The sequence below is a fragment of the Aeromonas sp. R7-2 genome (genome assembly GCF_040908105.1).
Lineage (GTDB): Bacteria > Pseudomonadota > Gammaproteobacteria > Enterobacterales > Aeromonadaceae > Aeromonas > Aeromonas caviae.
Genome location: NZ_JBFODC010000036.1, coordinates 20972 through 44791, shown reverse-complemented (window position 1 = coordinate 44791; position 23820 = coordinate 20972). Strand labels below are relative to the sequence as shown.

Below are 23820 nucleotides of genomic sequence, written 5' to 3'. Positions count from 1 at the left end.
GTTGTCGCGACGAGCCGGACCCTGCTGCCAGCCCAAGGCCGCCAGGGGAGATCCGGCGTGGCGGGGTCGGTGGTGGCGTTTTGTTCGCCCCTTGCCCGGATTGTGCGCAGTTTGGCTCCTCACATCCGGCTGGCTCCTTGCTGGGCCGAAGCGATCCCCGTACCGGGGGCGGCAGAGCGGCACGCAAAGGGGCCCCGAGCGTGGGATTTCGCCGTCGCGATTATGCTAGGATGAGCGGCACTCGCCCGGGATGAGTCTCGGTATCGTACTAAATAACACAATCTTTAAATCATGTTATTCGGGGAAAATGACGTTTGACAGGATGCTATCCTACTTTTCTCACCGGGAGCACTTCATCCGGGCGATCCCGTCGCCCCGGGCCCGGTCTCTTGCTGCTCGCCCTCGCTCTCTGGCTGATGGCGATGCCCGCCATGGCGGCCAAGTTGACCTACCAGATCAAGGGGGTCAGGGGAGAGCAGAAAGACAACGTCGAGGCCTACCTCAACGCCCTGCCCGTCTATCAGGAACGCCAGTACCGCCCCGCCCGCGCCAAGATCACCGAGAGCGTACAGAAGGCGCTGCAGGTCTATGGCTACTACCAGCCCAAGATCACCCTGAACCGCGACAAGAAGACGCCCGCCAAGGTGGTGATCGAGATTGAGCGGGGGGAACCCGTGATCATCTCGCGCCTCGACATCCTGCTGGAAGGGGATGCGGGGAGCGACGAGGTGTACAGCGAGCTGCTGGACAAGCTACCCCTGAAGGAGGGAGATCCCCTCAACCACGGCAAATATGAATCCATCAAGGCGGATCTCGGCAGTCTGGGGCTGGCCCGCGGCTATTTTGACGCCAAGATCAGCAAGAGCCAGGTCAAGGTTTTCCCGGAACAGGGCAAGGCGGAGATCTACATCCTGTTTCGCTCTGGCCCGCGTTACCATTTCGGCGAGATCCGCTATGACGCGACGCCGGAGGCACTGCACCTGATCCGCCCGCTCATCAACATCAAGAGCGGCGACCCCTATCTGGCGATCCGTCTGGCGGAGATGTCCCAGGATGTCTCCTCCACCAAGCTGTTCAAGCAGGTGGACATCAAACCCCTGATCAGCCAGGCCGAGGGCAACCGGGTGCCGGTGCAGGTGACCCTCTCCAACCGGGTCGATCACGAGATTGAGACCGGTATCGGTTATGCCACGGACGTGGGGCCGCGCCTGAGTGCCACCTGGGAGAAACCCTGGGTGAACCGCTATGGTCACCGCCTCTCCAGCACCGCCAAGATCTCGGCGCCGGAAGCGGAGCTCAGCTTCGACTACCAGATCCCGGTGGGCAACCCGCTGCGGGATTACTACTCCCTGCAGGCGGGCTATCAATACACCGACAACAACGACACCCGCTCCGATCTGGCCACCTTCGGGGTGCACCGCTGGACACGCCGACCGGAGAGCTGGGACAGAGACGTCTTTGTGCGCCTGGAGAACGAGCGCTATGTCCAGGGTCAGGACGAGGGGAACAGCCTGCTGCTGATCCCTGGTGTCTCCTGGTCACGGCTGCGGGTGCGCGGCGGTCTGGTGCCGGATTGGGGGGATCGCCAGCAACTGACGATGGAGTTCTCGAGTCCCTATTGGGGGTCCGACATCAGCTTCATGCGGGTGTGGGGGCGCAGCAAGTGGCTGCGCACCCTGGGCGAAGATCACCGTTTCCTGATGCGGGCCGAACAGGGGGCCATCGTCGGGGATGATTTCTCCCTGGTCCCCCCCTCCCTGCGCTTCTTCACCGGCGGCGATCAGACGGTCCGGGGCTACGGTTACGAGACCATTTCGCCACGGGGGGACGATGGCAAGCTGACCGGCGGACGCTACGCCAGCGTCGGCAGCCTGGAGTACAACTACCGCTTCAGCGAGAAGTGGCTCGGCGCCCTGTTCGTGGACGCCGGGACCGCCACCGTCGACTACAGCGAGGCCTGGAAGATAGGCACCGGGGTCGGGGTGCGCTGGGTCACCCCCATCGGTCAGGTCAGGCTCGATCTGGCGGTGGGCATCTCCGAGGAGGACAAGCCGCTGCGGCTGCACTTCGCACTGGGGCCGGAACTATGACCCGGCAACCAGGCGCATATCCTCTTCTTTCTCTTTTCTGGCCGCTGCGGCTGATTTCCTTGCAGGGGTCTGCATCGTGATCTGGGTAAAACGCATTTTCTTGTGGCTCATGGGCCTCTTCTTCCTGCTGCTCATCGGCGTCAGCCTGCTGGGCTTCACCCATCAGGGCAACAAGTGGTTGTGGCAACAGGCCAGAGCCGCGCTGCCCTCCCTCAAGGGGGAGCTGGTGGCGGGGCAACTCGGTTATGGCTGGACCTTCGAAGGGGTTGGCTGGCAGGACGAGCTGGTGGATGTCACCGTGGAGCGGGCCGTGCTGGACTGGGATCTGGGCAAGCTCCTGCAGGGCAAGCTCTGGATCAAGACTCTGGCGGTGACTCGCCCCGTGGTCCGGGTGGCGGAGTCCGAGCCGGTGCCGGAAGAGCCGTCGGAGCCCTTCGTCTGGCATCCGTTGCCGCTCAAAATCCAGGTCGACAGCCTCAAGGTTGCCGATCTCGATGTGGCGGTGCCCGGCGTGACGATCACCCTCAAGGATCTGGACATTGGCGCCGCCCTGGATCGCGCCGGGCTCATCGTGCGCGGCCCCGTGCTCGATGGCCTGAACGTGGTGGTGGCACCGTCCCCGGTGGAGGCGGCCAGTGACAAGGGCGCCAAACCGGCGGATGAGAAAAGCGCCACCCTGGCGGCCGGCGAGCGCAAGGCTGTCCCCGGTGACAAGACGCAGGCCGCAAGCAAGCCCGAGCCCATGGTGCTGCCGGCGGTGCGACTGCCTTTCCCCATCCAGCTGGAGGGGCTGAAAGCCACGGCGTTCCGTTATCAGCAAGGTGAGCTGGTGGAGGGGCTAGACAACCTGTTGCTGTCGGCCACCGCCGAGGAGGAGCGCATCGACATCCGGGAGCTCTCCTTGCGCCATGCCATGGCGGATCTGGCCCTGCGTGGTCAGGTGCGCCTGCACGAGGATTACCCCCTCGCCCTGACTCTGGATGCCAAGGCGCGTCAAGGGCTGCTGGACGGGGAGCTCAAGGGGGAGCAGGTCAATCTCGTCCTGGACGGTTCTGTGGGCAAGCTTGGGCTGGCACTCAAGGCCAAGGGGCCGGTGGGCGCCAATCTCAAAGGATCCCTTGCGGCCCTCGACCCGGATCTGCCCTTCGATCTGGCGCTGGACTGGAAGAGCCTCTCCTGGCCCCTGCACAAGCCCGCCAAGGATGAGCCCAGCTATCGGCTGGACAAGGGCACCCTGAGCGCCAAGGGCAAGCTCTCCGGTTACCAGTTTGCGCTCAACACCGCCGGCAAGGGGACCGATGTGCCCCCCTTCAAGGTGGCGCTCTCGGGCAAGGGGGATCTCAACCAGCTGAGCCGTATCGAGCTGCTGTTGGGGGCCCTCAAGGGGGAGCTCAAGCTCGACGGCAAGCTGGCCTGGAGCAAGGGGGTCCAGTGGCAGGGGACGACCGAATTCAAGGGGATCAACCCGGCGGAGCTGGTGCCCGAGATCAAGGGGGCACTGGCGGGCAAGATCACCAGCCGCTTCGATCTGGATGAGGCGGGCCACTGGCAGCTTGCCCTGCCCGAGCTCAAGGTGGATGGCAAGCTCAACCAGTATCCCCTGGCCTTGCAGGGCAGGCTCAGCGGCAACGACAAGATGGAGTGGACCATCCCGGCCCTGGCGCTGCAAAGCGGCCCCAACCGGCTGCAGGCCAAAGGCTCGCTCACGACCCAGGCCTGGAAGCTGGATGCGGATCTGGATGCGCCCAAGCTTGGGGGCATCTACCCGGGTCTGGGAGGGGACATCAAGGGCCAGGTGCGCGTCACCGGCAACCAGCAGGCGCCGCGCGTGAATGCCGACCTGGTGTCGGGCCGACTCGCCTACGCGGGCACCGTCCTCAAGGAGACCGTCATCAAGGCCAACGCCCTGGTCGGGGAGAAGCCCGCCGGTGAGGTGGCGGTGACGGTGGCGAGCCTGGCGCAGGGGGAGACCAAGCTCTCGCAAATCGCCCTGAACCTGAGCGGCGATCTCGAGCGCCACGGGCTCACCTTGACCATGAAGGGGGATCCCCTGGCGGCAGACCTCAGCCTGAATGGCAGCCTGCGCGGTGACCACTGGCGTGGCGCCCTTGCCGAGCTGAAGCTCAAGACCCCCCTCAAGCGCTGGGCGCTGGCCGCCCCCTGGTCTCTGGACCTGGATCTGCCGAAACAGCAGTTGACCATGGGGGATCTCTGCCTCGCGTCCCAGAAGGCCAGTCTCTGCGTCAAGGGGAGCCGGATAGCCCAGTCCCAGGGCAATCTGGAATTTGCCCTGAACGAATTTGATCTCAAGCGGCTGCGCCCCTGGTTGCCGGACAATTTCCGCTGGCAGGCGGTGCTGTCGGCCGACGGGCGCGCCAGCTGGCGCGGCAACCAGCCGACCCTGCACGCCACCGTGCGCACCACGCCTGGGACCTTCGTCGCCGACGAACTCAAGACCGACTACCAGCGCCTCGAGCTCGGGATCGACTTCGAGCGCCAGCAGGCCGCCATCCGGGTCGATTTCGCCTCCGAGCAGATCGGCAACATCGACACCGATCTGCTGATCCGGGATCCCGCCGGCCGCGGCAACCTCGGCGGTCAACTCAGGTTTGACGATCTGAAGCTGGCGACCTTTGCGCCGCTCATACCCGAAGTGCGCTCCCTGCAAGGGGTCATCTCGGCGGATGCCCGCTTCGACGGTACCCTGGCTGCCCCCCTGCTGTATGGCGAGCTGAACCTGAAGGAGGGGGAGGTTCAGACCCACTCCGACATGGTGACCCTCTCCAAGCTGGTGACCCGCCTCAAGATAGAAGGCAACCGGGCCGAACTCGACGGCTCCATGATGGTGGGCAGGGGCCCCCTAGTGCTGGGGGGCTGGCTGAGCTGGGCCCAGCAGCCGGTGACCGGCAGCCTCACCATTCAGGGCAAGGAGCTGGAGGCCCAGTACCCGGGCATGGGCCGGGTCAGGGTGACACCTGACATCGCCATCTCTCTCGGGGAGGAGACCAGAGTGACCGGGCAGGTGGACATCCCCTGGTCGCGCATCCTGGTCAAGAGCCTGCCAGACAGCGCGGTGGCGGTCTCCGATGACGTCACCGTCATCTACGACGATCTGCCGCCGGTCCCCAAGGCGGCACCGCTGCCCATGGAGATCAGGCTCGCCATCCGGCTCGGGGACGACGTCCGCCTTGAAGCCATGGGACTCAAGACCAAGGTGGGAGGGGCCCTCAACATTCGCCAGGATCCCTCCAAGCCGCTCTCGGGCAACGGGCAACTGGAGCTCAGGGACGGGCGCTTCAAGGCCTATGGTCAGAACCTCATCATCAAGGAGGGGCGGATCCTCTTCTCCGGCCCCATCGATCAGCCCTATCTCAACATCGAGACCTATCGGGATCCGGACACCATCGAGGACAACGTGACCGTCGGGGTGCGGGTGACGGGGCCGGCCGCCAAGCCGAAGATCACCGTCTATTCCGAGCCGCAGATGGCGCAGTCCGAACAGCTCTCCTATCTGTTGCGGGGCAAGGGATTGCAGACCAGCGGCGAGGATGGCGGCTTCAACGGCCTGCTGGTGGCGGGGGCCGTGAGCCAGGCGAGCGGCGTGGTCTCCAGCATCGGGGAGTCCCTCGGCATGAGCGACGTGGCCCTCGATACCGCAGGCAGTGGTGATGACACCCAGGTGACCCTGTCGGCCTACCTGCTGCCCGGCTTGCAGTTCCAGTACGGGGTCGGGGTGTTCAGCCCCATCGCCGAATTCAAGCTGCGCTACGAGCTGATGCCAAGGCTCTATCTGCAGGCCATGAGCGGGGTGGCCCAGGCGGTGGATATCTTCTATCGCTTCACCCTGTAAGGGGCGCGGATGACAAGACAGGTGCCTGGGGAGACGCTGATCCCCCTCTGCCCGACCTGCCGATGACAGCTGTCGCCAGCAGGTTCGGGGTGAGAGCGTGCATATATTGACGGGAGGCCTGGCCTCCCGTTTTTTTGTAGAAGAAGGGGATTTGTGGAAGGCAGAAAAGCGAAAACCCGGCACAAGGCCGGGTTCTCTGAAAGATGGTGGAGGGAGAAGGATTCGAACCTTCGAAGGCAGAGCCGTCAGATTTACAGTCTGATCCCTTTGGCCGCTCGGGAACCCCTCCACGGGGCATGACCTGATTGTGCGCACTTGAATGGTGGAGGGAGAAGGATTCGAACCTTCGAAGGCAGAGCCGTCAGATTTACAGTCTGATCCCTTTGGCCGCTCGGGAACCCCTCCCCAAGTGCGAGGCGCATACTAACAGATCTGCCGCGCTTGTGAACCCCTCTGCCGGGATTTTTAATGCTTAAAGGATCGGGTTGATGGCCGATAAGCAATGAAACCTTCATTTCCAAGATTTATCTCATGCTGCCCAGTGCGATTCGTGACCGCTTGCTCGTGGATGAGGCCCAGTTGGGCCAACGGCTCAACCAGGATCTCCGTTCGGGGGACCGTGCCGACTTCAGGCTGCATCTGGCGCTGCTGACTGATGCAGTGGAAGAGCAGCCCTGGTTTGATACCCCGCCCAAGCCTGCATCGGATGAGCTGGATTGGCGCTCCCGTTTCGGTCTGATGCCCCGGGCGTCCCTGCAAGGCGGGGTGGAAGAGAGCGATGCCACCAGCCTCAACGAGCGTCTGCAACAGGGCGGGTGCATGACGGATGTGAGACTCTGGCTGGCGCTGCGCTCCCCGCCACTGGTGAGCCGAACGCCCGCGCTGGATCCCGCGGTGTATGACAACCTCTCGGCACTGGGTCGCGAGCGATGGCAGGCCCGCCCTATGGGCGCTGACTCCAGGGAGGAGGCTCCGCTGATGATGCTGCCGCTGCTCGATGAGCTTGCGCATGGGGTGGATGCCAGGCTGCGCTGGCTGGGGTGACGGCACGGTAGAATGCAAAAAGGCGGGATAACCCGCCTTTTGCTTTATGAGTGGTGAACCTTGTCAGGCGTCTGCTTCGTCCGGTTGGGGCACTTCCTTGCCGGCGGCACGACGGGCGATGGGTTTTTCCGTGTGACGGTTGAGCTGGCGTTCCAGCTTCTGGCCCAGGTCCGTGATGGCAGCATAGAGATCCTCGTGCTCTGCCTGCGCAAACAGTTTGCCGTTGGGAATGCCGATAGTGGCTTCGACGATATACATCAAACGCTCTTTGGAGATGATCACATGGGGTGTGATGAGAGGCACCTGAAGACGCTCGAGCTTTTCAAAACGGGATTCAATGCGCTCGCGGATGGCTGGGGTGATGTCGATGATTTTACTGGTCATTTCGATTTTCATAATGGCCCCCTTCGGGTCGTCTTGCTTGTGTCTTCACCTCCAGATTACCCATGTCGCCAAATCAAAATGTGATCTATGTCACGAAAAATGCCCTTGGGAATCCCGCTGTCCATAAATTGTGAGCTTTTCCCGTTTCATGCCAAAAACCGCTTGAGCTCAGTGAAACAGGCAGGCAGTATCAGCAAATAGGATCGTTTCTGTCCCCCCTCGGCAGCGCCTTGTGTCGACCCGATGTTTGGTTTTTGCCGCATAGTCTCGAATTTTCTCCACCCACATCGCCTCATCGCATCGCAAAATCATTGCCATGCGCCGGTGGAGATATGCGCGCAAACGGATATGCTTTTCTGCAGGAGTCGGGGTGGATAACGTGGTTGTAGTGGTTGGAGTCGTAGATGAAGCAGCAAGCCACCCAGATGATGTGGTTTTATGATCGGCAGCATGGGCAATGGAGCCTGTCTGATCATGTCTCTTGTGAACCCTGGGCAGGGGAGGGAACCCACCCCTGGGCCACCCAACTTGAGCGGGAAGATGAAGCGGGTTTCGCCGATTTTCTTGCAAGACTCCACGATTCCGGCCAGCCTGGCCAGTTCATCGGTCACCTGCGCGATGAGGACGGCAAGGTACACCATGCGCTCTGGTACGGTCAGTATGTGCCTGCACAGGGGCTCTGTTGTGGTTGGCTTGCCCCCCTCGAAATGATGCATCGCGAGATGGATCGCGCCAACTCCCCCGCAGGCGTGACACCGCCGCTTCCCATGTTGCAGGCCCCCTTGCTGGCCAAGCTGGCGCAGGCGCTCTCCGCCAAGACGGGGCTCGATTTTTGCCAGACCCTGGTCAACGAGCTGGCCCATATCCTGGGAGCCACTGCCGTCTGGCTGACGGAGCGGGTCGGTCTCGACAGGCTCAGGGTGCTGGCGAGCCACGGCATCGACGTCAAGGAGTATGCTCTCTGTGACATGCCCTGCCAGCAGCTCTATCGCCAGGGGGCCTCCTGCGCTGTCCCCGTGAGTGAACCCCTGACCGGGTATCCTGACCTGCCCCCGGGCCAGCACTATTACGCCCAGCCGCTGCTCGATCGCAACGGTCAGATCCTGGGCCATCTCGCCCTGCTGTTCCCAAGCCAGACCCGGACCACGGATCTGGACTCTGTCCTGACCATCTTCTCGGTGCGCATGGTGGCCGAGTTGGAGCGCCTGCAAAGCGATGCCCTGATGCGGCTGTCTGCGGTGGCCTTTGAAACTCACGAAGGGATCATCATCACGGATCCCGAGTTCAAGATCCTGCGGGTCAATTACGCCTTCAGCCAGATCACCGGCTTTGACAACCAGGGGGTGATTGGTCTGCATCTTGGCAACGATCTCTGGTCGGGGTTGGGAGGGCTGGGTTACGAGCTCAACGCCCTGGATCGATGGCAGGGGGAAACCCTGCGCCTGCACGCCGACGGTCACGCCTATCCCCAGTGGGAGATCGTCACGCCGGTGCAGGATGAGAAGGGGGGGATCAGCCACTATGTCATCTTCTTCGAGGATATTTCCGAGCGCAAGGCGGCGGAGCGCCGCATTCAGGATCTCGCCTTCTATGACGAGCTGACCGGCCTGCCCAATCGTCGTCAGCTGCACGAGACCCTGACCCAGGCGTTCACCGATGCAAATCGCAGTCACCTCATCGGGGCCCTGCTGTTCATCGATCTCGACCACTTCAAGACCATCAATGATTCCCTGGGTCACGCCACCGGCGACTGGCTGCTCAAGGAGGTGGCCAGCCGTCTCAAGCGGCTGGTGCGCCAGGGGGATTGTCTGGCCCGTCTCGGCGGCGACGAGTTCGTGTTGTTGCTGCCAGCGCTCTCCATCAGCCCTCCCCAGGCGGAGATGCAGGCCGACCTCATCGCGGAGCGGCTCATCGGGGAGATCGCCGCCCCCTATGATTTCAGAGGCCAGGTGCTGCACATCGGCGCCAGTGTCGGCATCACCCTCTTTCCCGGTCGGGAGCAGGAGGCGGGGGATCTGCTCAAGCAGGCTGACACCGCGATGTATCAGGCGAAATCGGCGGGCCGCAAGACCCGGCGCTTCTTTGATGCCTCCATGCAGTTGCAGGCCGACCGGCGTCTGCACATTCACAACGAGCTGCGCAGTGCCCTCGATAATGGGGAGTTGACTCTCCACTACCAGCCCCAGCACATGGTGGCGGGGGGGGAGATCATCGGTGTCGAGGCGCTGATCCGCTGGCAACCCCCCGGGCGTGCCCTGGTGTCGCCTGCCGAGTTCATCCCCATTGCCGAGGAGACGGATCTCATTGTCGACATCGGCAACTGGGTATTGCACGAAGCCTGTACCCAGTACGTCTCCTGGGAGGAGAACGGGATCCACGTCCCCCAGCTCTCGGTCAACGTGAGCGCCAAACAGTTCCATGCTCCCGACTTCGTCGATCGCATTCACGATGTGCTGGCGGCCACCGGCATGGATCCCGCCTGCCTCAACCTGGAGATCACCGAGTCGGTGGTGCTGGGTCATGCGGAAGACACCATCAGCAAGATGGCGGAACTCAAGACCCTGGGCATCAGCTTTGCCATCGACGACTTCGGGGCGGGGTACTCTTCCCTGAGCTACCTCAAGCGGCTGCCGGCTGACGAACTCAAGATCGACCGCTCTTTCATCCAGGACATTCCCAAGGATGGTGACAACATGGCCATCGTCGAGGCCGTGATCGCCATGGCCCGCCACATGGGGTTCAACGTGACGGCGGAGGGGGTGGAGTCCCGCCAGCAACTGGAGTTTCTGCAGGCGCAGGGCTGCCATTTCTTCCAGGGATACCTCGCCTCCAAGCCGCTCCCTGTTCCCTACCTTGAACGCTATGTCAGCCGCCAGGTACGCGGTGATCGCCCCGTCTGCACCGATAAAAATAGTGTGGCGTAGCCCCCGTGCTTAGCGGGTAGAATGAAGGTATGTCACCACCGCACTTTGGCGGTGGTTATGCCTTCTAGGGGAGAATGCCATTCGTGAAAGTCGTGCAGGGAATCATCTTGTCTGCGCTCTGGATGCCGGGGCTGTTGGCTCCTGCCTTCGCGCAGACCATGGAGCAGTCTCTCTATCGCCAGGCCCATGAGGCTGTGCGTGCCAATGATCAGGTCAAATTCAGCCAGCTTCGGGCACGCCTGATCCACTATCCGCTGCTGCCCTATCTGGATTACTACCAGCTTGCGTTCCGTCCCGGGGCGGCAGACTACAACGATGTGACCCGCTTCATCCGCCAGCACGGGGACACCCCCCAGTCCAACCGGCTCGAGCGCAGCTATCTCACCTATCTTGCCCAGAGCCAGCAGTGGTCCCAGTTCCTGCGTTTCTATCCGGCCAAGCCAAGCTCCACCGACCTGCTCTGTCAGCACTATCAGGCCCGCTACTACACGGGGCACCAGAGTGAAGCCCTGCAGGAGGCAGGCAAGCTCTGGTTGAGCGGTCAATCCAGGCCCGATGCCTGCGATCCCCTGTTCCAGCTCTGGCAGCAGGCAGGTCTGCGCACTCAGGAGAAGATCTGGGAGCGCATGAACCTGGCTTTCGAGGCCCAGAACCCCAACCTCATTCGCCACCTCGGGGCCCAGCTCGGCAGCGGCATGAAGGGGTATGGCGATCAGATGATCGCCCTGTATGACCAACCCGTGCGGGCGATGAATCCGGCCAACTTCACGGCGGCGCCCCCGTCGCGGCATCTGCTCTCACTGGGGCTGGCTCGCTACGCCAACCAGGAGCCCGACGCGGTTCTGCGCCAGCTGGGGGAGATGACCCGTCGCTTCGGCCTGAACCATGCTGAGGTGAGTCGGGTGGAGAAGGCGGCCGCCCGCCGCCTGTTGCTGGACCGCTCTTCTGACCAGCGCGCCTGGCTGGATACGGCTCTGGTGCGGCTCAAGGATCCGGAGCTGGTGGAGCTGCGGGCCCGTCTTGCCATCTGGGAGCAGGATTGGCGCGGCCTCGAAGGCTGGGTCAAGCGGATGCCCATGGGGCTGCAAAAAGAGGATCGCTGGCGTTACTGGATGGCGCGCTCGCTGGAGAAACAGGGGCGGCAGAAACCGGCGCGGGACCTCTATCTCGAGACTGCGAGTCTGCGCGGCTTCTATGGCTTCATGGCGGCCCAGCGCACCGGTGTGCCCTATCGCATGAAGAACCAGAGCGTGGCGCACAAGGTGCCGGACTGGCAAAGTGCCAGCCGCCGCTGGCCCTTCCTGCTGCGGGTGCGTGAGCTGCTGGCGATGAACGAGATCACGGCGGCCCGCTCTGAGTGGATCCACAACATGGATCGCAACAGCGTGGCCCAGCGCCTGGAGTTTGGCCACATCGCCCTCAACCAGGGCTGGCACGAGCTGGCGATCCTCTCCAGCATCCGTGCCGAGGCCTGGGATGCGCTGGACCTGCGCTTCCCGCTGCCCCTCAAGCGCACCTTCTCCCAGATGGCACAAGAGCGCACCATGAACACCAGTCTGCTCTACGCGATCTCCCGTCAGGAGAGCGCACTCTATCCCCTGGCCCAGTCACCGGTCGGGGCGAGGGGGTTGATGCAGCTGATGCCTGCCACCGCGAGAGAGACGGCCGGCAAGCTTGGGGTGCCCTATCGCAACGAGCAGCAACTGTTCGACCCGGCCATGAACATTCGTCTTGGCAGCGCCTACCTCAAGCGCCTGCTGGATGTGTATGACGGCAACCGGATCCTGGCGGCGGCGGCCTACAATGCGGGTCCTGGTCGGGTCAAGCGCTGGCGCGAGCAGAGCGACAACAAGCCGATGGATGTCTGGGTGGAGAGCATCCCCTATCGGGAGACGCGCAACTATGTCCAGAACGTGCTCTCTTTCGATCTCATCTATCAACACAAGCTGCAGCAGCCTTTGCGTTTCATGTCGGAACGCGAGCTGAATCACGCCTATTGAGTTCGGGGGCAGTCGTTGTCGCGGCTGCCTCCCATTCTTGCCCCAGAATGGTTATCATCCCTTAAGCTTTGTTACAAAAGGAAACCTGCCAGGTGATCGGGCGCCGCGTCTTGGTCTGTCAGGTTCGATACAATGCCCGATCATCACTGACAGGCTTTTCCAACAAAGGAATCGAGAGTGGCAACGATCAAAGATGTGTCTCAGCTGGCGAATGTCTCCATTTCGACAGTGTCTCGAGTGATCAACAACACGGCGCAGGTGGCGCCCGAGAAGCGCGAGGCTGTCCTCGCGGCCATGAAGGAACTCAGCTTTCGTCCAAACAGCTTCGCCCAGGCCCTGGTGAGCAAACGCTCCAACTGTATCGGTGTGCTGGTGGGGGATCTGTGTGGCGGCCCCTTCTTCGCCCAGATGATGCGCGGCATCGAAAGCATGGTCGACAAGGCGAACAAGTTCACCATCGTGGTGTCCGGCAACCACGACGCGACCCGTGAGCGGCACGCCATCCAGGCGCTGCTGCAGCGCCAGTGCGATGCCCTGATCCTGCACAGCAAGGCGCTGCCTGACGAAGAGCTCAGCGAGCTGGCGTCGGGCACGACCCCCATCGTCTTCATCAACCGTCAGGTGCCAGGCTGCGAGGATCGCTGCGTCTGGCTGGACAACCAGGCCGGCATCACCACGGCTTGCCAGCATCTGCTGGACGCGGGACATCGCAAGATTGCCTTCGTCACCTCCGATGACGAGGAGTTTGTGGATGGTCAGCAGCGGATGGCCGGCTATCGCTTCGCCCTGCAACGGGCAGGTATCGAGCTGGATCCTGCCCTCATCGGCCGTGCCTATGCCGATGAAAAAGGTGGCTATGTGGCCATGAGCGAGCTGCTGGCGCGCGGCGTCGAGTTCAGCGCTGTGCTGGGTTTCAACGATGCCATGGTGGCGGGGGCTATCTCCTGTCTGCTGGAGCGGGGTTACAAGATCCCCCAGCAGGTCTCTGTGGTCGGTTTTGATGACATCCCCTATGCCCGATACATCTATCCCAAGCTCACCACGGTACGTTACCCCATCGAGGAGATGGGAGAGCGGGCCGCTGAGCTGGCCCTGAGGCTGCTGGATCACAAGCCGGTAGAGGGATTGGCGCTCAAATTCGAAGCCGAACTGGTACGGCGGGAATCTGTGGCCTGAGTCATGAAGTTGGCCCCGTGCGGGTCAACTTTTTTGTAAAACAGTGAAAGCGCTTTCAGAAATCCTTTTCAACTGTGATCCGCTTCAAAGCTTTTTGACCGCGCTGCCACTAGGATAGGCCCACGAATTAGGAGCGTGCGCTCCCGATTTTCCCGCTGTGGGAGGTAACCGGTTAATCCGGCTATTTCCTTCGTTACTTTCGACGGTCATCATTGGATGGCCGTTTTTTTTTGTCAGGATCCGGGTATGACGAACGAATTTGAGTATCAGACGGGTATCGTGGGCGCCGGCTGGCTGGGGTTGCCCCTGGCCAGGGCATTGCAAGAGCAGGGGCAATCTGTCGCGGTGACGGTCAGTACGGCCGAAAAGGCTGAACGGCTGAGGGGGGAGGGCATCGCCGCCTGGCCGCTGTTGCTCACCCCTGACATGGGGTCACTGCCTTTTCGCTGTCATGACCTGGTGATCTGTGTGCCCCCCAGCAAGACCGGTGATTACCCGGCGTCCGTGGCCAGCCTGTGCCGACAGGCGAGGGAGGCGGGTGTTCAGAGGGTTCTGTTTATCAGCGCGACTTCGGTCTGGGGGGCCGGACAGGGGGAGGAGGATACGCCCGCTCCAGCCCATGACAGAGGCTCGCGGATGCGGGCGGCTGAGCTTGCCGTACTGGAAGGGCATGTTGACTGCGCCATGATCTTGCGCCCGGCCGGACTCTATGGTCCTGACCGTCACCCCGGCCGTTTTCTGGCGGGCAAGACGCTGGCCGGGGGAGGCCAGGCTGTGAACCTGGTGCATCTGGACGACGTGGTGGCCGCCTGTGAGCTGATGCTGGCCCGGGGGCAGGATGGGGATGCCTACAATCTGAGTGCCCCCGTTCACCCGCGCCGGGAGCAGCTCTACCCCTTCGCGAGCCGCCTGCTCGGGCTGGTGCCGCCGCAGTTCGTTGAGCCGACGGGGGAGTTTGCTCCCATCGAAGGTCAGCGCATCTGCCAGCAGCTTGGTTTCGTCTATCGCTGGCCGGATCCGGCCCACTGGTTTGCGGACGGGGCGGCCTTGAAGGGTTGAACGGGTCGTCGCCATCCGGGCCCCGGAGTCGGTCATCTGGCGTGCAAACCAGATACGGCGCGCGCTCCGGGACAATTGAGGTTTGCCAAGGGGGGGATCGCCCCCTATCATGCCGCCATCCATGATAAAGAGAGCGGTAATGATGGAAGAGACCAAGCGCCACCCCGATGGGGAGCTGTTGCTGAGAACCCTGGCAATGCCAGCCGATACCAACCCCAATGGCGATATCTTCGGCGGGTGGATCATGTCCCAGATGGATATAGGTGGGGGCATCATGGCCAAGGAGCTGGCAAAAGGGCGCATCTGTACCGTCTCGGTGGAGGGGATGACCTTCCACAGCCCGGTCAAGGTGGGTGACGTGGTGTGCTGTTACGGTCGCTGCCTCAAGATTGGTCGCAGCTCCATGCGACTCAAGCTGGAGGTCTGGGTCAAGCCGGTATTGCGGGAGAACGAAGCCCAGCGGTACTGCGTGACCGAGGGCGTCTTCACCTATGTGGCCATCGACGATCAGGGCAAATCCCGCCCCGTCCCGGTCTGAGTCTGCTCAGATGAGCCGGGCATTGATGATGGATATTTCCTGCTCAAGCCCGGTTTTTTGCCGTATCATGCGCTCCAGCATCTCTTCCGACCCCACGCACTGCCGGGTGTCGAACAGACAGAGATCACATTGGGGATCCCGCCTGATTTGATAGACGGTGGAAAGCTCCACTTGATGACAGGTTCCCTGTTGATCGTAAAATGTCACGCGGTACTGGTGCTGTCTCGCCATCGTTGAATTCCTTCTGGATGAGTCGGGCCGGACACGAATAATGAGACTAGTCGGCGACCGTGGCCTGTGTGAGGGCCATGTCGTCTTGCAGAGGCAGGTGATTGTTAGCCAATGAAAAATAGTTATCGGATTCTGGGAACGTCCCTGCTGACGTTGGGGCTGGTCGGTTGCTTCGAGGTACCGGATCAAGATCATCTGGTGACTGCGGCAGGTATCATACCTGGCGCAAGCTGTGACAGACCACCTCTGGTGGCGCTCGCCTCCACGGCCTTGCCGAGGGAGTTTGGCATCACCGTCTGGAACCTCTACAAGGGACAACGCAAGAACTGGCGGGAAGGGCTGGATGAGTATGCCAAGTCCCAGGATCTGGTGTTGCTGCAAGAGTCGGCGACCCGGCCCGAGATGCTGGACTGGCTGAAGAGAGGCGATTTCCAGTGGCAGCAGTTGCAGGCCTTCACCCAGGGAGGTGTCTCCTTTGGCGTGATGACGGTGGCGAAAACGCCGCAGGCGTTTGTTTGTGGCGTCCGTTCCCCCGAACCCCTGCTGCGCATCCCCAAGTCAGGTCTGGTCAGTCTCTATCCCTTGCAAGGGGATCCTGACGGCGTGCTGGTGGTGAATCTCCATGCGGTCAATTTCGAGCTGGGCATGGCGACCTTTCGCGAGCAGCTCAACGATCTGACTGCGTTGATCCATCGCCACCAGGGGCCGGTCATCCTGGGTGGCGATTTCAACACCTGGAGCGACAAGCGCGCGTTCTGGTTGAACAAGCTGGTGGGCGAGCTTGGCCTGCAGGAGGCCATACCTGTGCCTGATCTGCGTCGCACCGCTTTTGGCCGCCCGTTGGATCACCTCTACTATCGCAATCTGGATCTGGTGGAGGTGAGTTCACCTGCTACCGATGCCTCTGACCATAACCCCATTCTGGCGCGCTTTGCGGCCCAGGCTATCACTCCCTGAGTCATCCCTCAGCGGAGAGCGGCGTAGCCGCTGGTTCATGCAGACAAAAAAATACCCCGCATCAAGCGGGGTATTTTTTGGATTGCGACGAGCGATCAGCTGTTGTTCTTCACGAACAGGGTCAACTCCTGACCCGGCTTGAGATAGTCACTCTTGCCGAGCTGGTTCCAGCGCATCACATCGTTGACGGCGACCTGGAAGCGGGCTGCGATGGAGGAGAGGGAATCACCGCGGCGCACCTGATAGACCATGGACTTGTTGCTGCTCTTGCCCTGCTTGGGCCAGACCACCAGCTTCATGCCAGGCTTGAGGGCCGACTTGGCGTTCAGGCCGTTCCACTTGGCCAGGTCGGCGTGGGTGACCCCGTGTGCCTGGCTGATGCTCCACAGGTTGTCACCGGAGCGCACCTGATAGTTCACCTTGCCACCACTGCGGCTGGCGAGCTGCTGCGGCTTGCTCTGGGCAACCTGGGTTGCGCGCCCGCCATTGGGGATGATCAGGCTCTGGCCACGGCGCAGGTTATTGCCACGCATGTTGTTGGCCAGTTTGAGCTGTTGCACGGTCACCCCGTGATTCTGGGCGATCCGTGACAGCGTATCACCACTGGTGACCTGATAGGAGCGCACACCACGGGTACGTTCACGCTGGGGCAGATCGGCCAGGGCCAGCTCCAGGGTGTCGGCGTACTCGACGGGGACCAGCAGGTTGTAAGGGCCCTGCGGCGAGGTCATGCCACGCTTGAGCGCAGGATTGAGCGCCTTGAGCTGGGAGGCGGAAACGCCAGCCAGCTGGGCGGCCACGTTCAAATCAATCTGGCCACCGGTATTGATGGTTCGCAATTGCGGCTTGTTGGCCAGCACCGGCAGGGTGACATTGTATTTGTCCGCATTGCGGATCATGTCGGCCATGGCCAGGATCTTGGGCACATACATCCGGGTTTCGCGGGGCAGGTCCAGCGACCAGTAGTCGGTCGGACGACCAGCCCGTTCGTTGCGGGTGATGGCGTTGCGCACCCGACCTTCACCGGCATTGTAAGCGGCCAGGGTCTGCAGCCAGTCACCGTCGAAGAACCGGTTCAGGTACTCCAGGTAATCCAGTGCGGCATTGGTGGATGCCAGGACATCGCGTCGACCGTCGTACCAGTTGTCGTGGCGCAGGCCGAAATTCTTGCCGGTTGCAGGAACGAACTGCCAAAGACCGACCGCATTGCTGCGGGAGCGGGCATTGGGATCGAACATGCTCTCGATCATGGGGATGGTAATAAGCTCCATTGGCAGCTCACGCCGTTCGATTTCCTCTACCATCAGATACAGGTAGGGCTCAGCCCGGCTGGCAATGGTCGCCATATGCTTATCATTGCGCAACAACCAATCACGCTGTTGGCGAACCCGGGCATTATCGTGCGAGTCCAGCTGCATATCATCGCTGATACGCACCCACAGGTTATCAGTGTCATCCAGCTCTTCTATCTGTTCGTCGCCGAACAGCATCCGCGAAGAGTGTTTTTTGTACGTTTTCTTGCTGACTTGGGGGGATTTGATCGGCTCGATTGCCGTTACCGCCCGGTCATCCTGATGGCTCAGGTTTTGACAGCCGCTGAGAAACAGCGCTGCCAATAAGGCCGTTCGTAGCTTCATCTCGCTCAGGTCATCTGTGGAAAAACAGCTCGCATCATAAGGGGCAATGCCCCCCTGATCAAGGTTTGTTCAAAAAACGTCCTTCCAGGCCCGCAGAACAGCGAAGGTATCCTCTGGATTTTCCAAGCATTTAAGGGCGTATTTCTCAGCAGAAAATTTTACCGAGTCCTGCTCGCAGCGCAGAAAAACATTGAAATTCCGCTCATCTCCCAGCCGGGAGGGGAGACTCGGGAGGCCCTGCTGACGCAGTTTGCTGATCACGCCGATCTGCCGCTGGATCGCCAGGTTGTCGGGCTCGACCGCATGGGCGAAACGCAGGTTGGAGAGCGTGTATTCATGGGCACAATAAAGGAGGGTCTCATCGGGCAGTGCCGCGAGCCGTTGCAAGGAAGTGTGCATCTGTGCCGGGGTCCCTTCGAACAGACGGCCGCAACCGGCGCTGAAGAGGGTATCGCCACAAAACAGCATGCCCTGGCCGTAATAGGCGATATGCCCCAGAGTATGACCGGGCACATGGAGGGCATCCAGACTCAGGCCATGCCAGTTGATCTGATCCCCGTCGTCGAGCCACTGGCCGTGATGGTCCGGCATGGGGTCATGCTTGGGACCATAGAGGCGAGCGTGGGGGAAGTGTTGCAGCAGCTCGGATACGCCCCCGACGTGATCGCGGTGGTGATGGGTCAGGAGGATGGCATCCAGCACCAGATCCAGCGCAGCCAGCCGTTCCAGCACGGGAGCGGCCTCGCCCGGATCGACGACCAGGCAGTGATTTTCATGACGGATCAACCAGATGTAGTTGTCGCTGAAGGCGGGAACTGTGATGACGGTATACATGGGTCGAGGTCTCTTGTGTTCTCTTTAAGGAAGGGATCTTATATAACTGGATGGCATTCGCCCCCGAGTTGGTCCCATTATGCAACTGGCACGTACCGAACAACAGATCGCGCTTCCGACCAGTTGGTCCGCACTGCCCATGGGGGACTGGGTGGCCGCCGAGCTTCAGGAGCGCCTCGACAACTGGTGCCCCCACCTCTTTGGCTATCACTTGCTCAAGATAGGAGCCCTGAGCGCCGAACTCTCCTGCGGCTGTTCCACCATTCGTCATCAAATCGGTGTCGCCCCCGGCGGACGGCTGCTGGACATCCAGGGGGATCCGCTCGCCTTGCCGGTGCGATCGGGGAGCGTGGATGCCTGCCTGCTGGCTCACTGCCTCGATTTCTCGCCGGATCCTCATCAGGTGCTGCGGGAGGCAGAACGGGTGCTGACCGACGATGGCTGGCTCATTGTCAGCGGTTACAACCCGCTCAGCCTGGTGGGGCTGGGTCACTATCTGCCCTTCATGCGGCGGCATCTGCCCTGGTCTGCCCGCATGTTCACGCCCGCACGGGTGACCGACTGGCTGCAACTGCTCGGCTGCGAGGTGATGTTCGACGAGCGGTTCGGTTTCTCCTTCATGGGCAGGCAGAGCAAGATCGGCTGGTGGCGGGAGAGTCTGGGGCGGGACTATTGCCGCTCCCTGGCGTCTGTTTACGTGATTGCCGCCCGCAAGCGGCGTTTCCTCGTGACACCGGTGCGTCGCCGCTGGCGGCTGCCGGAGTCGATGGCCGCGCCAGGAATGGCGCGCCAGGGCGGCTAGCGGGCATCAGGGTTGGTAGCCGCTGTCTTCGGCAAGCTGCTTGCCGCTGGCGGCCTCACGGGCCAGCTCGTCACAGCGTTCGTTTTCCGGGTGGCCCGAGTGTCCTTTCACCCAGAGCCATTCGATCTGGTGACGGGCCACTTCCGCATCCAGGGCCTGCCAGAGATCGACGTTCTTGACCGGCTGACGGTTGGCGGTCATCCAGCCCTTCTTCTTCCAGCCGATGATCCATTGGGTGATCCCCTGGCGCACATACTGGCTGTCGGTGGTGAGCCGCACCTGGCAGGGTTCGTTCAGGGTCCGCAGCCCCATGATGGCAGCCATCAGCTCCATCCGGTTATTGGTGGTCAATCGAAAACCGGCGGAGATCTCCTTGCGATGCTTGCCATAGACCATGACGGCACCATAGCCGCCGGGGCCCGGGTTGCCTAAGCAGGAGCCATCCGTGAATAAATCAATCTGTTTCAACATGAGCAATCAATCTGTTTTAGCGAGAGGCTTGGGGTAAACTAGCGAGTAAAACCGAAGTTTGACATGGATTTGATCATGAGCACACCCCAACTGAATCGCCAGATCATTCTGGATACCGAAACCACCGGCATGAACACCGCGGGCGGCCCTGTCTATCTTGGGCACCGCATCATCGAGATCGGCTGTGTGGAGGTGATCAACCGCAAACTCACCGGCAACCATTTCCACGTCTACATCAAGCCGGATCGGCTGGTGGACCCCGAGGCCATCGCCGTGCACGGCATTACGGATGCCTTCCTGGCGGACAAGCCCTCTTTTAGCCAGATAGCGGACGATTTCATCGAGTTCATTCGCGGCGCCGAGCTCATCGCCCACAACGCCCCCTTTGACGTGAGCTTCATGGACTATGAGTTCAGCAAGCTCGGTCTGAACTTCAAGACGGCGGATATCTGCGGCATCACGGATACCCTGGCGATGGCGCGGGATCTCTTCCCGGGCAAGCGCAACAACCTGGACGTGTTGTGCGATCGCTACGGCATCGACAACTCTCACCGTACCCTGCACGGCGCCTTGCTCGATGCGGAGATCCTGGCGGACGTCTACCTCCTGATGACGGGTGGCCAGACCAAACTCAATCTGGCGAGCGAAACCAGCGAGAGCGAGACCAGCCAGGATACCGGCATTCGTCGTCTGGAGAGCAATCGCCCGCCGCTCAGGGTGGTTCGCGCGAGCGACGAGGTGGCGGCTGTCCATGAAGCGAGGCTGGATCTGGTACAGAAAAAAGGAGGTGCCTGCCTGTGGCGGCAATGAGATCGCTTTGGGGGCTGCTGCTGCTGGCCTCCCTCCCGGCCGCGGCCAACGAGGTGTTTGCGCCTTCCGACATTCCTCTGCTCGACAACCGCTTTCGCATCGATTACGGCGTGAAGGAGATCACCTTCATCATCAAGCGCAAGCCGGGGACGCCCTCGGTGATCCTGGTGCGACCCGATGGCAGCAAGCTCTATGTGGGCAAGGCCAAGCCGCCCGACGTGGGCTGGTTGCCCCTCAAGGATCAGGATCTCATCACCATCCGCGACCCCATGCCCGGCCCCTGGCAGGCGATCGGAGAGGTGGACCCCGACAATCGGGTGCGCCTGCTCACCGATATCCAGGTCGAGAGCGAGCCGCTACCGGCCCGCCTCTATCAGGGTGAGCGTGTCAAACTGCAATCCCGTCTGCTGATCGATGGCGCGGCGCCTGGGGCGGGTTACTACCTCACCGATCTGGGCATGACCGTCAAGCTGCAGCAGTTCAACGATGCCAGCCAGAGCGGCGATCCCGTGTTCGAGGAGACCCTGGGACGCTACATGGATGATGGCAAGGGGGTGGACGAAGTGCCGGGGGACGGTATCTTGACCGCCGAGGCGGTACTGGACGTTCCTGCGGGAAAATACCGAGCCCTCTTCAGCACCGGCAATGAGGTCTTCTCACGAGCCCAGTCACAGCAGGTGCTGCTCTACCCCTGGCCGGTCAGCTATTCCCTGAATCCCCCCTCCGGGGAGGGGGGAGCCAAGCTCTCTCTGGTCATCGATGTGGATGAACTGGATCCCGCCTCCGTGGTCATCCAGGGCAAGGCCATCGACGGCGGCGGCAGTAGCATGACGTTCAACGAGGTGGCGACAGCGCCGCGTTTTGGCGTGGATCTCTCCGCCCTCAAGGCGGCAGGGCAGTACAAGGTGGAGGCCACCCTCTTTGGAACAACCCGGCTCGGTCGCGAGGTGCAACTGCAATTGCCGGCCAAGTCGTTCACCATAGCACCGCCTCCCCCCCCTCCTGCACCCTCTGCGGCCATGCCCGCATCCGCCGCCACCCCCGACCGGTTCGAGGAGCGGGAGAGTCCGGTCTGGCTGCCCTGGGCGTTGGGGGGAGGTGGCGTGTTGCTGCTCTTGCTGGGGGCGGGTGGTTTCATTCTGCTGCAAAAGCGCCGCACTCTGCACAAGGCGATGGCGGCGCAGAAGGCGCAACTTGAAGAGACGCCAGCAACCCCCAAACTGGATCTCAATCTGCCGGAGCAATAATTCCGCGCACATTGCAAAGAAGCCGCCCAATGGGCGGCTTCTTCATGGTGGCAAGTGGATGGGGTGAATCCGATATCAGTGAGCGCCGATATAGATGTCTTTGTATTGCTCACGAATATCGAGGAACTTCTCCAGATTGGCCAGCATCAGGTCCACCAGGAGGGGGTCGAAGTGCTCTCCTTTCTCCTCCTTGATCAGCGCCAGCACCTGATCCAGCGGCCAGGCCTGCTTGTAGCAACGATCCGAGCCCAGGGCATCGAACACATCCGCCAGGGCGACGATGCGTCCTTCCAGCGGAATGTCCTCTCCCTTCAATCCGCGGGGATAGCCGCTGCCATTCCACTTCTCGTGATGGTTGCCCGCGATGGTGGCGCCTATCTGGAACAGGGCCAGATCACTGCCGGAGAGCATGTCCTGACCAAGCTGGGCGTGGGTTTTCATGATCTCCCACTCCTCGGGAGTGAGTTTGCCCGGTTTGTGCAAGATGGCGTCCGGGATCCCCACCTTGCCGATGTCGTGCAGGGGAGAGGCACGCTTGATGAGCTCGCACCTGTCCTCATTCATGCCGAGCAGCTTGCAGAACAATTCGGTGTAGAGGGCCACCCGCTTGACGTGCAAGCCGGACTCCTTCGAGCGGCTCTCCACCAGTTCGCCGATGCGATAGATGATCTCTCGCTGGTTGTCACCGATCACCTCGTTGAGCCGGATATTCTCCAGCGCCACTATGATGTTTTCGGTGAACAGGCTCAGCAGCCCGGTATCCATCTGGCTGAGCGGGCGAGTGGTCTCGATGTGGAACAGCAGGTGATGACGGGCATTCTGGCAATAGAGCACCATCTGGTTGCCATCGTAGACATTGGCTCCCTTGGCCATGGCACAGCGCAGTATTTCCGGCGCATCGACGAGGCGCAGCATGGGACCATCGCTGAGCAGAGGCTCGAGCACCTGATCCCGCACCTCATACGCCAGGTGCTTCACATCGTAAATCTGGGACTCTTCCAGATTGAGCAGGGCGCTGAGCTGGGTCTGGGCTCCTTCGACGAACTGGCGCAGGGCACGCTGCTCGAAGATCCCCTTGGACGCCTCGATGACCTTCTCCAGCCCCTGTCGATTGCTCTCAAGGGTTCGGATGTCCCGGTAAGAACGCAGGCTGGCGCGCAACAGGGTGCGCAGTTTCTGGGAGGTGAGCTCGGTCTTGTCCTTGTAGTCGTTGATGTCGTAGTTGGTCACCACGTCATCTTCCGGGGCCTGGCCGGGCTGACCGGTTCGCAGCACGATGCGCACCATCTTGTTTTGCAGCTCGTCGCGCACGAACTTGACCACCTCGAGACCGGCATGATCGACCTCCATGACGACGTCGAGCAGCAGCAGGGCGACATCCGGGGTGAGGGCGAGCAAGGCTTTGGCTTCAGCCGCAGAGTAGGCGTGCAGAAAATCGATCGGCTTGCCGTCGAATTCAAACTTGTTCAGGGTGATTTTGGTGATGCGATGCACTTCGGGTTCATCGTCCACTATCATCACCTTCCAGCCGGCGGGACGCGGTGCTGATTGGGGAAGATCTTCATCATCAATAATCAGGATTTGATCATCCATTATGCAATCCTGTGTGTGATCCTGTGCTTACCTTAACCGCTTCATTCAATATAGGAAACGGATTGATATCCAAAATATGATCCAGTCGGTTTCTCTTTCTTTGTATCGGATGCCATCCACCAGCCCTTTCATGAAAAACGCCTCCACAAGGGAGGCGTTCTGGCATCAGAGGC

General features: G+C 61.6%; 19 protein-coding genes and 2 tRNA genes. 13 read left to right on the top strand and 8 right to left on the bottom strand.

The features are described 5' to 3' along the window. Positions 1–314: 314 nt before the first annotated feature. Entirely contained in the window at positions 315–2090 is a 1776-nt protein-coding gene (locus AB5Y47_RS15515; protein ID WP_042017328.1) for an autotransporter assembly complex family protein, read from the top strand. Between the two features lie 76 nt (positions 2091–2166). After that, the gene (locus tag AB5Y47_RS15510; RefSeq protein ID WP_043154197.1) at positions 2167–5940 is read left to right on the top strand and encodes a translocation/assembly module TamB domain-containing protein; all 3774 of its coding nucleotides are present in this window, start codon (positions 2167–2169) and stop codon (positions 5938–5940) included. Positions 5941–6144: 204 nt separating this feature from the next. Here AB5Y47_RS15510 and AB5Y47_RS15505 read toward each other — a convergent pair. Both AB5Y47_RS15505 and AB5Y47_RS15500 read right to left on the bottom strand, forming a co-directional pair. After that, a tRNA-Tyr gene (locus AB5Y47_RS15505) sits at positions 6145–6229 on the bottom strand. A gap of 31 nt (positions 6230–6260) precedes the next feature. Then, positions 6261–6345: transfer RNA gene (locus AB5Y47_RS15500), tRNA-Tyr, on the bottom strand. A gap of 126 nt (positions 6346–6471) precedes the next feature. Between AB5Y47_RS15500 and AB5Y47_RS15495 the strand changes: the two genes are divergently transcribed. After that, a complete protein-coding gene (locus AB5Y47_RS15495; RefSeq protein ID WP_043154199.1) occupies positions 6472–6984 on the top strand; it encodes a VC2046/SO_2500 family protein in 513 nt (170 codons plus the stop codon). 63 nt (positions 6985–7047) lie between these two features. On the opposite strand, the gene raiA is transcribed toward AB5Y47_RS15495, so the two are convergent. Continuing rightward, positions 7048–7380 (bottom strand): ribosome-associated translation inhibitor RaiA, encoded by a 333-nt coding sequence (gene raiA, locus AB5Y47_RS15490; protein WP_010674126.1) that lies wholly within the window; start codon positions 7378–7380, stop codon positions 7048–7050. A gap of 392 nt (positions 7381–7772) precedes the next feature. Between raiA and AB5Y47_RS15485 the strand changes: the two genes are divergently transcribed. The 5 genes from AB5Y47_RS15485 to yciA all read left to right on the top strand — a co-directional run bounded on the left by AB5Y47_RS15485 (position 7773) and on the right by yciA (position 15065). Next, a complete protein-coding gene (locus tag AB5Y47_RS15485) occupies positions 7773–10292 on the top strand; it encodes an EAL domain-containing protein (protein WP_043154202.1) in 2520 nt (839 codons plus the stop codon). Between the two features lie 83 nt (positions 10293–10375). After that, positions 10376–12292, top strand: coding sequence for a transglycosylase SLT domain-containing protein (locus AB5Y47_RS15480; RefSeq protein WP_331403653.1), 1917 nt, complete (start codon positions 10376–10378; stop codon positions 12290–12292). A gap of 177 nt (positions 12293–12469) precedes the next feature. Further along, complete coding sequence (locus AB5Y47_RS15475; protein ID WP_039038828.1) at positions 12470–13468, top strand: LacI family DNA-binding transcriptional regulator; 999 nt, start codon at positions 12470–12472, stop codon at positions 13466–13468. A 246-nt stretch (positions 13469–13714) separates the two neighbouring features. After that, a complete protein-coding gene (locus tag AB5Y47_RS15470; protein ID WP_368220369.1) occupies positions 13715–14527 on the top strand; it encodes an NAD-dependent epimerase/dehydratase family protein in 813 nt (270 codons plus the stop codon). 139 nt (positions 14528–14666) lie between these two features. Continuing rightward, a complete protein-coding gene (gene yciA / locus AB5Y47_RS15465) occupies positions 14667–15065 on the top strand; it encodes an acyl-CoA thioester hydrolase YciA (RefSeq protein WP_029314261.1) in 399 nt (132 codons plus the stop codon). A 6-nt stretch (positions 15066–15071) separates the two neighbouring features. On the opposite strand, the gene AB5Y47_RS15460 is transcribed toward yciA, so the two are convergent. Continuing rightward, a complete protein-coding gene (locus tag AB5Y47_RS15460; protein WP_010674132.1) occupies positions 15072–15296 on the bottom strand; it encodes a hypothetical protein in 225 nt (74 codons plus the stop codon). A gap of 111 nt (positions 15297–15407) precedes the next feature. Between AB5Y47_RS15460 and AB5Y47_RS15455 the strand changes: the two genes are divergently transcribed. Then, positions 15408–16253: an endonuclease/exonuclease/phosphatase family protein gene (locus AB5Y47_RS15455; protein ID WP_029314263.1), complete on the top strand. Its 846-nt coding sequence runs from the start codon at positions 15408–15410 to the stop codon at positions 16251–16253. A 95-nt stretch (positions 16254–16348) separates the two neighbouring features. Here AB5Y47_RS15455 and AB5Y47_RS15450 read toward each other — a convergent pair whose 3' ends face one another. Then, positions 16349–17671 (bottom strand): LysM peptidoglycan-binding domain-containing protein, encoded by a 1323-nt coding sequence (locus AB5Y47_RS15450; RefSeq protein WP_223302529.1) that lies wholly within the window; start codon positions 17669–17671, stop codon positions 16349–16351. On the opposite strand from AB5Y47_RS15450, the gene AB5Y47_RS15445 reads away from it, so the two are divergent. Continuing rightward, positions 17600–17872, top strand: coding sequence for a hypothetical protein (locus AB5Y47_RS15445; protein ID WP_010674135.1), 273 nt, complete (start codon positions 17600–17602; stop codon positions 17870–17872). The genes AB5Y47_RS15450 and AB5Y47_RS15445 overlap by 72 nt on opposite strands. Positions 17873–17959: 87 nt before the next feature. Here the strand turns inward: AB5Y47_RS15445 and gloB are convergent, their stop codons facing one another. Beyond that, positions 17960–18724, bottom strand: a complete 765-nt coding sequence (gene gloB / locus AB5Y47_RS15440) for a hydroxyacylglutathione hydrolase (protein WP_319896798.1) — start codon at positions 18722–18724, stop codon at positions 17960–17962. Positions 18725–18803: 79 nt separating this feature from the next. On the opposite strand from gloB, the gene AB5Y47_RS15435 reads away from it, so the two are divergent. Then, on the top strand, positions 18804–19526 hold the full coding sequence (locus tag AB5Y47_RS15435) for a methyltransferase domain-containing protein (protein ID WP_368220368.1): 723 nt from the start codon (positions 18804–18806) through the stop codon (positions 19524–19526). Between the two features lie 6 nt (positions 19527–19532). Here the strand turns inward: AB5Y47_RS15435 and rnhA are convergent, their stop codons facing one another. After that, positions 19533–19997 (bottom strand): ribonuclease HI, encoded by a 465-nt coding sequence (gene rnhA / locus AB5Y47_RS15430; RefSeq protein WP_010674138.1) that lies wholly within the window; start codon positions 19995–19997, stop codon positions 19533–19535. A 75-nt stretch (positions 19998–20072) separates the two neighbouring features. On the opposite strand from rnhA, the gene dnaQ reads away from it, so the two are divergent. Both dnaQ and AB5Y47_RS15420 read left to right on the top strand, forming a co-directional pair. Beyond that, the gene (dnaQ, locus tag AB5Y47_RS15425) at positions 20073–20807 is read left to right on the top strand and encodes a DNA polymerase III subunit epsilon (RefSeq protein ID WP_041212726.1); all 735 of its coding nucleotides are present in this window, start codon (positions 20073–20075) and stop codon (positions 20805–20807) included. Beyond that, entirely contained in the window at positions 20804–22054 is a 1251-nt protein-coding gene (locus AB5Y47_RS15420) for a TIGR03503 family protein (RefSeq protein ID WP_323899734.1), read from the top strand. Before dnaQ ends, AB5Y47_RS15420 begins: the two co-directional genes overlap by 4 nt. 75 nt (positions 22055–22129) lie before the next feature. On the opposite strand, the gene AB5Y47_RS15415 is transcribed toward AB5Y47_RS15420, so the two are convergent. Next, the gene (locus AB5Y47_RS15415; RefSeq protein ID WP_039038835.1) at positions 22130–23647 is read right to left on the bottom strand and encodes an HD domain-containing phosphohydrolase; all 1518 of its coding nucleotides are present in this window, start codon (positions 23645–23647) and stop codon (positions 22130–22132) included. Between the last annotated feature and the right edge of the window lie 173 nt (positions 23648–23820).

What these genes read in the sequence shown, in the direction of transcription:
- AB5Y47_RS15495 (WP_043154199.1), top strand. Translation starts at nt 6,472, where the DNA reads ATGCTGCCCAGTGCGATTCGTGACCGCTTGCTCGTGGATGAGGCCCAG.
- raiA (WP_010674126.1), bottom strand. Translation starts at nt 7,380, where the DNA reads ATGAAAATCGAAATGACCAGTAAAATCATCGACATCACCCCAGCCATC.
- AB5Y47_RS15485 (WP_043154202.1), top strand. Translation starts at nt 7,773, where the DNA reads ATGAAGCAGCAAGCCACCCAGATGATGTGGTTTTATGATCGGCAGCAT.
- AB5Y47_RS15470 (WP_368220369.1), top strand. Translation starts at nt 13,715, where the DNA reads ATGACGAACGAATTTGAGTATCAGACGGGTATCGTGGGCGCCGGCTGG.
- yciA (WP_029314261.1), top strand. Translation starts at nt 14,667, where the DNA reads ATGATGGAAGAGACCAAGCGCCACCCCGATGGGGAGCTGTTGCTGAGA.
- AB5Y47_RS15460 (WP_010674132.1), bottom strand. Translation starts at nt 15,296, where the DNA reads ATGGCGAGACAGCACCAGTACCGCGTGACATTTTACGATCAACAGGGA.
- AB5Y47_RS15455 (WP_029314263.1), top strand. Translation starts at nt 15,408, where the DNA reads ATGAAAAATAGTTATCGGATTCTGGGAACGTCCCTGCTGACGTTGGGG.
- AB5Y47_RS15445 (WP_010674135.1), top strand. Translation starts at nt 17,600, where the DNA reads ATGCTTATCATTGCGCAACAACCAATCACGCTGTTGGCGAACCCGGGC.
- AB5Y47_RS15450 (WP_223302529.1), bottom strand. Translation starts at nt 17,671, where the DNA reads ATGCAGCTGGACTCGCACGATAATGCCCGGGTTCGCCAACAGCGTGAT.
- gloB (WP_319896798.1), bottom strand. Translation starts at nt 18,724, where the DNA reads ATGTATACCGTCATCACAGTTCCCGCCTTCAGCGACAACTACATCTGG.
- AB5Y47_RS15435 (WP_368220368.1), top strand. Translation starts at nt 18,804, where the DNA reads ATGCAACTGGCACGTACCGAACAACAGATCGCGCTTCCGACCAGTTGG.
- rnhA (WP_010674138.1), bottom strand. Translation starts at nt 19,997, where the DNA reads ATGTTGAAACAGATTGATTTATTCACGGATGGCTCCTGCTTAGGCAAC.
- dnaQ (WP_041212726.1), top strand. Translation starts at nt 20,073, where the DNA reads ATGAGCACACCCCAACTGAATCGCCAGATCATTCTGGATACCGAAACC.
- AB5Y47_RS15420 (WP_323899734.1), top strand. Translation starts at nt 20,804, where the DNA reads ATGAGATCGCTTTGGGGGCTGCTGCTGCTGGCCTCCCTCCCGGCCGCG.
- AB5Y47_RS15415 (WP_039038835.1), bottom strand. Translation starts at nt 23,647, where the DNA reads ATGGATGATCAAATCCTGATTATTGATGATGAAGATCTTCCCCAATCA.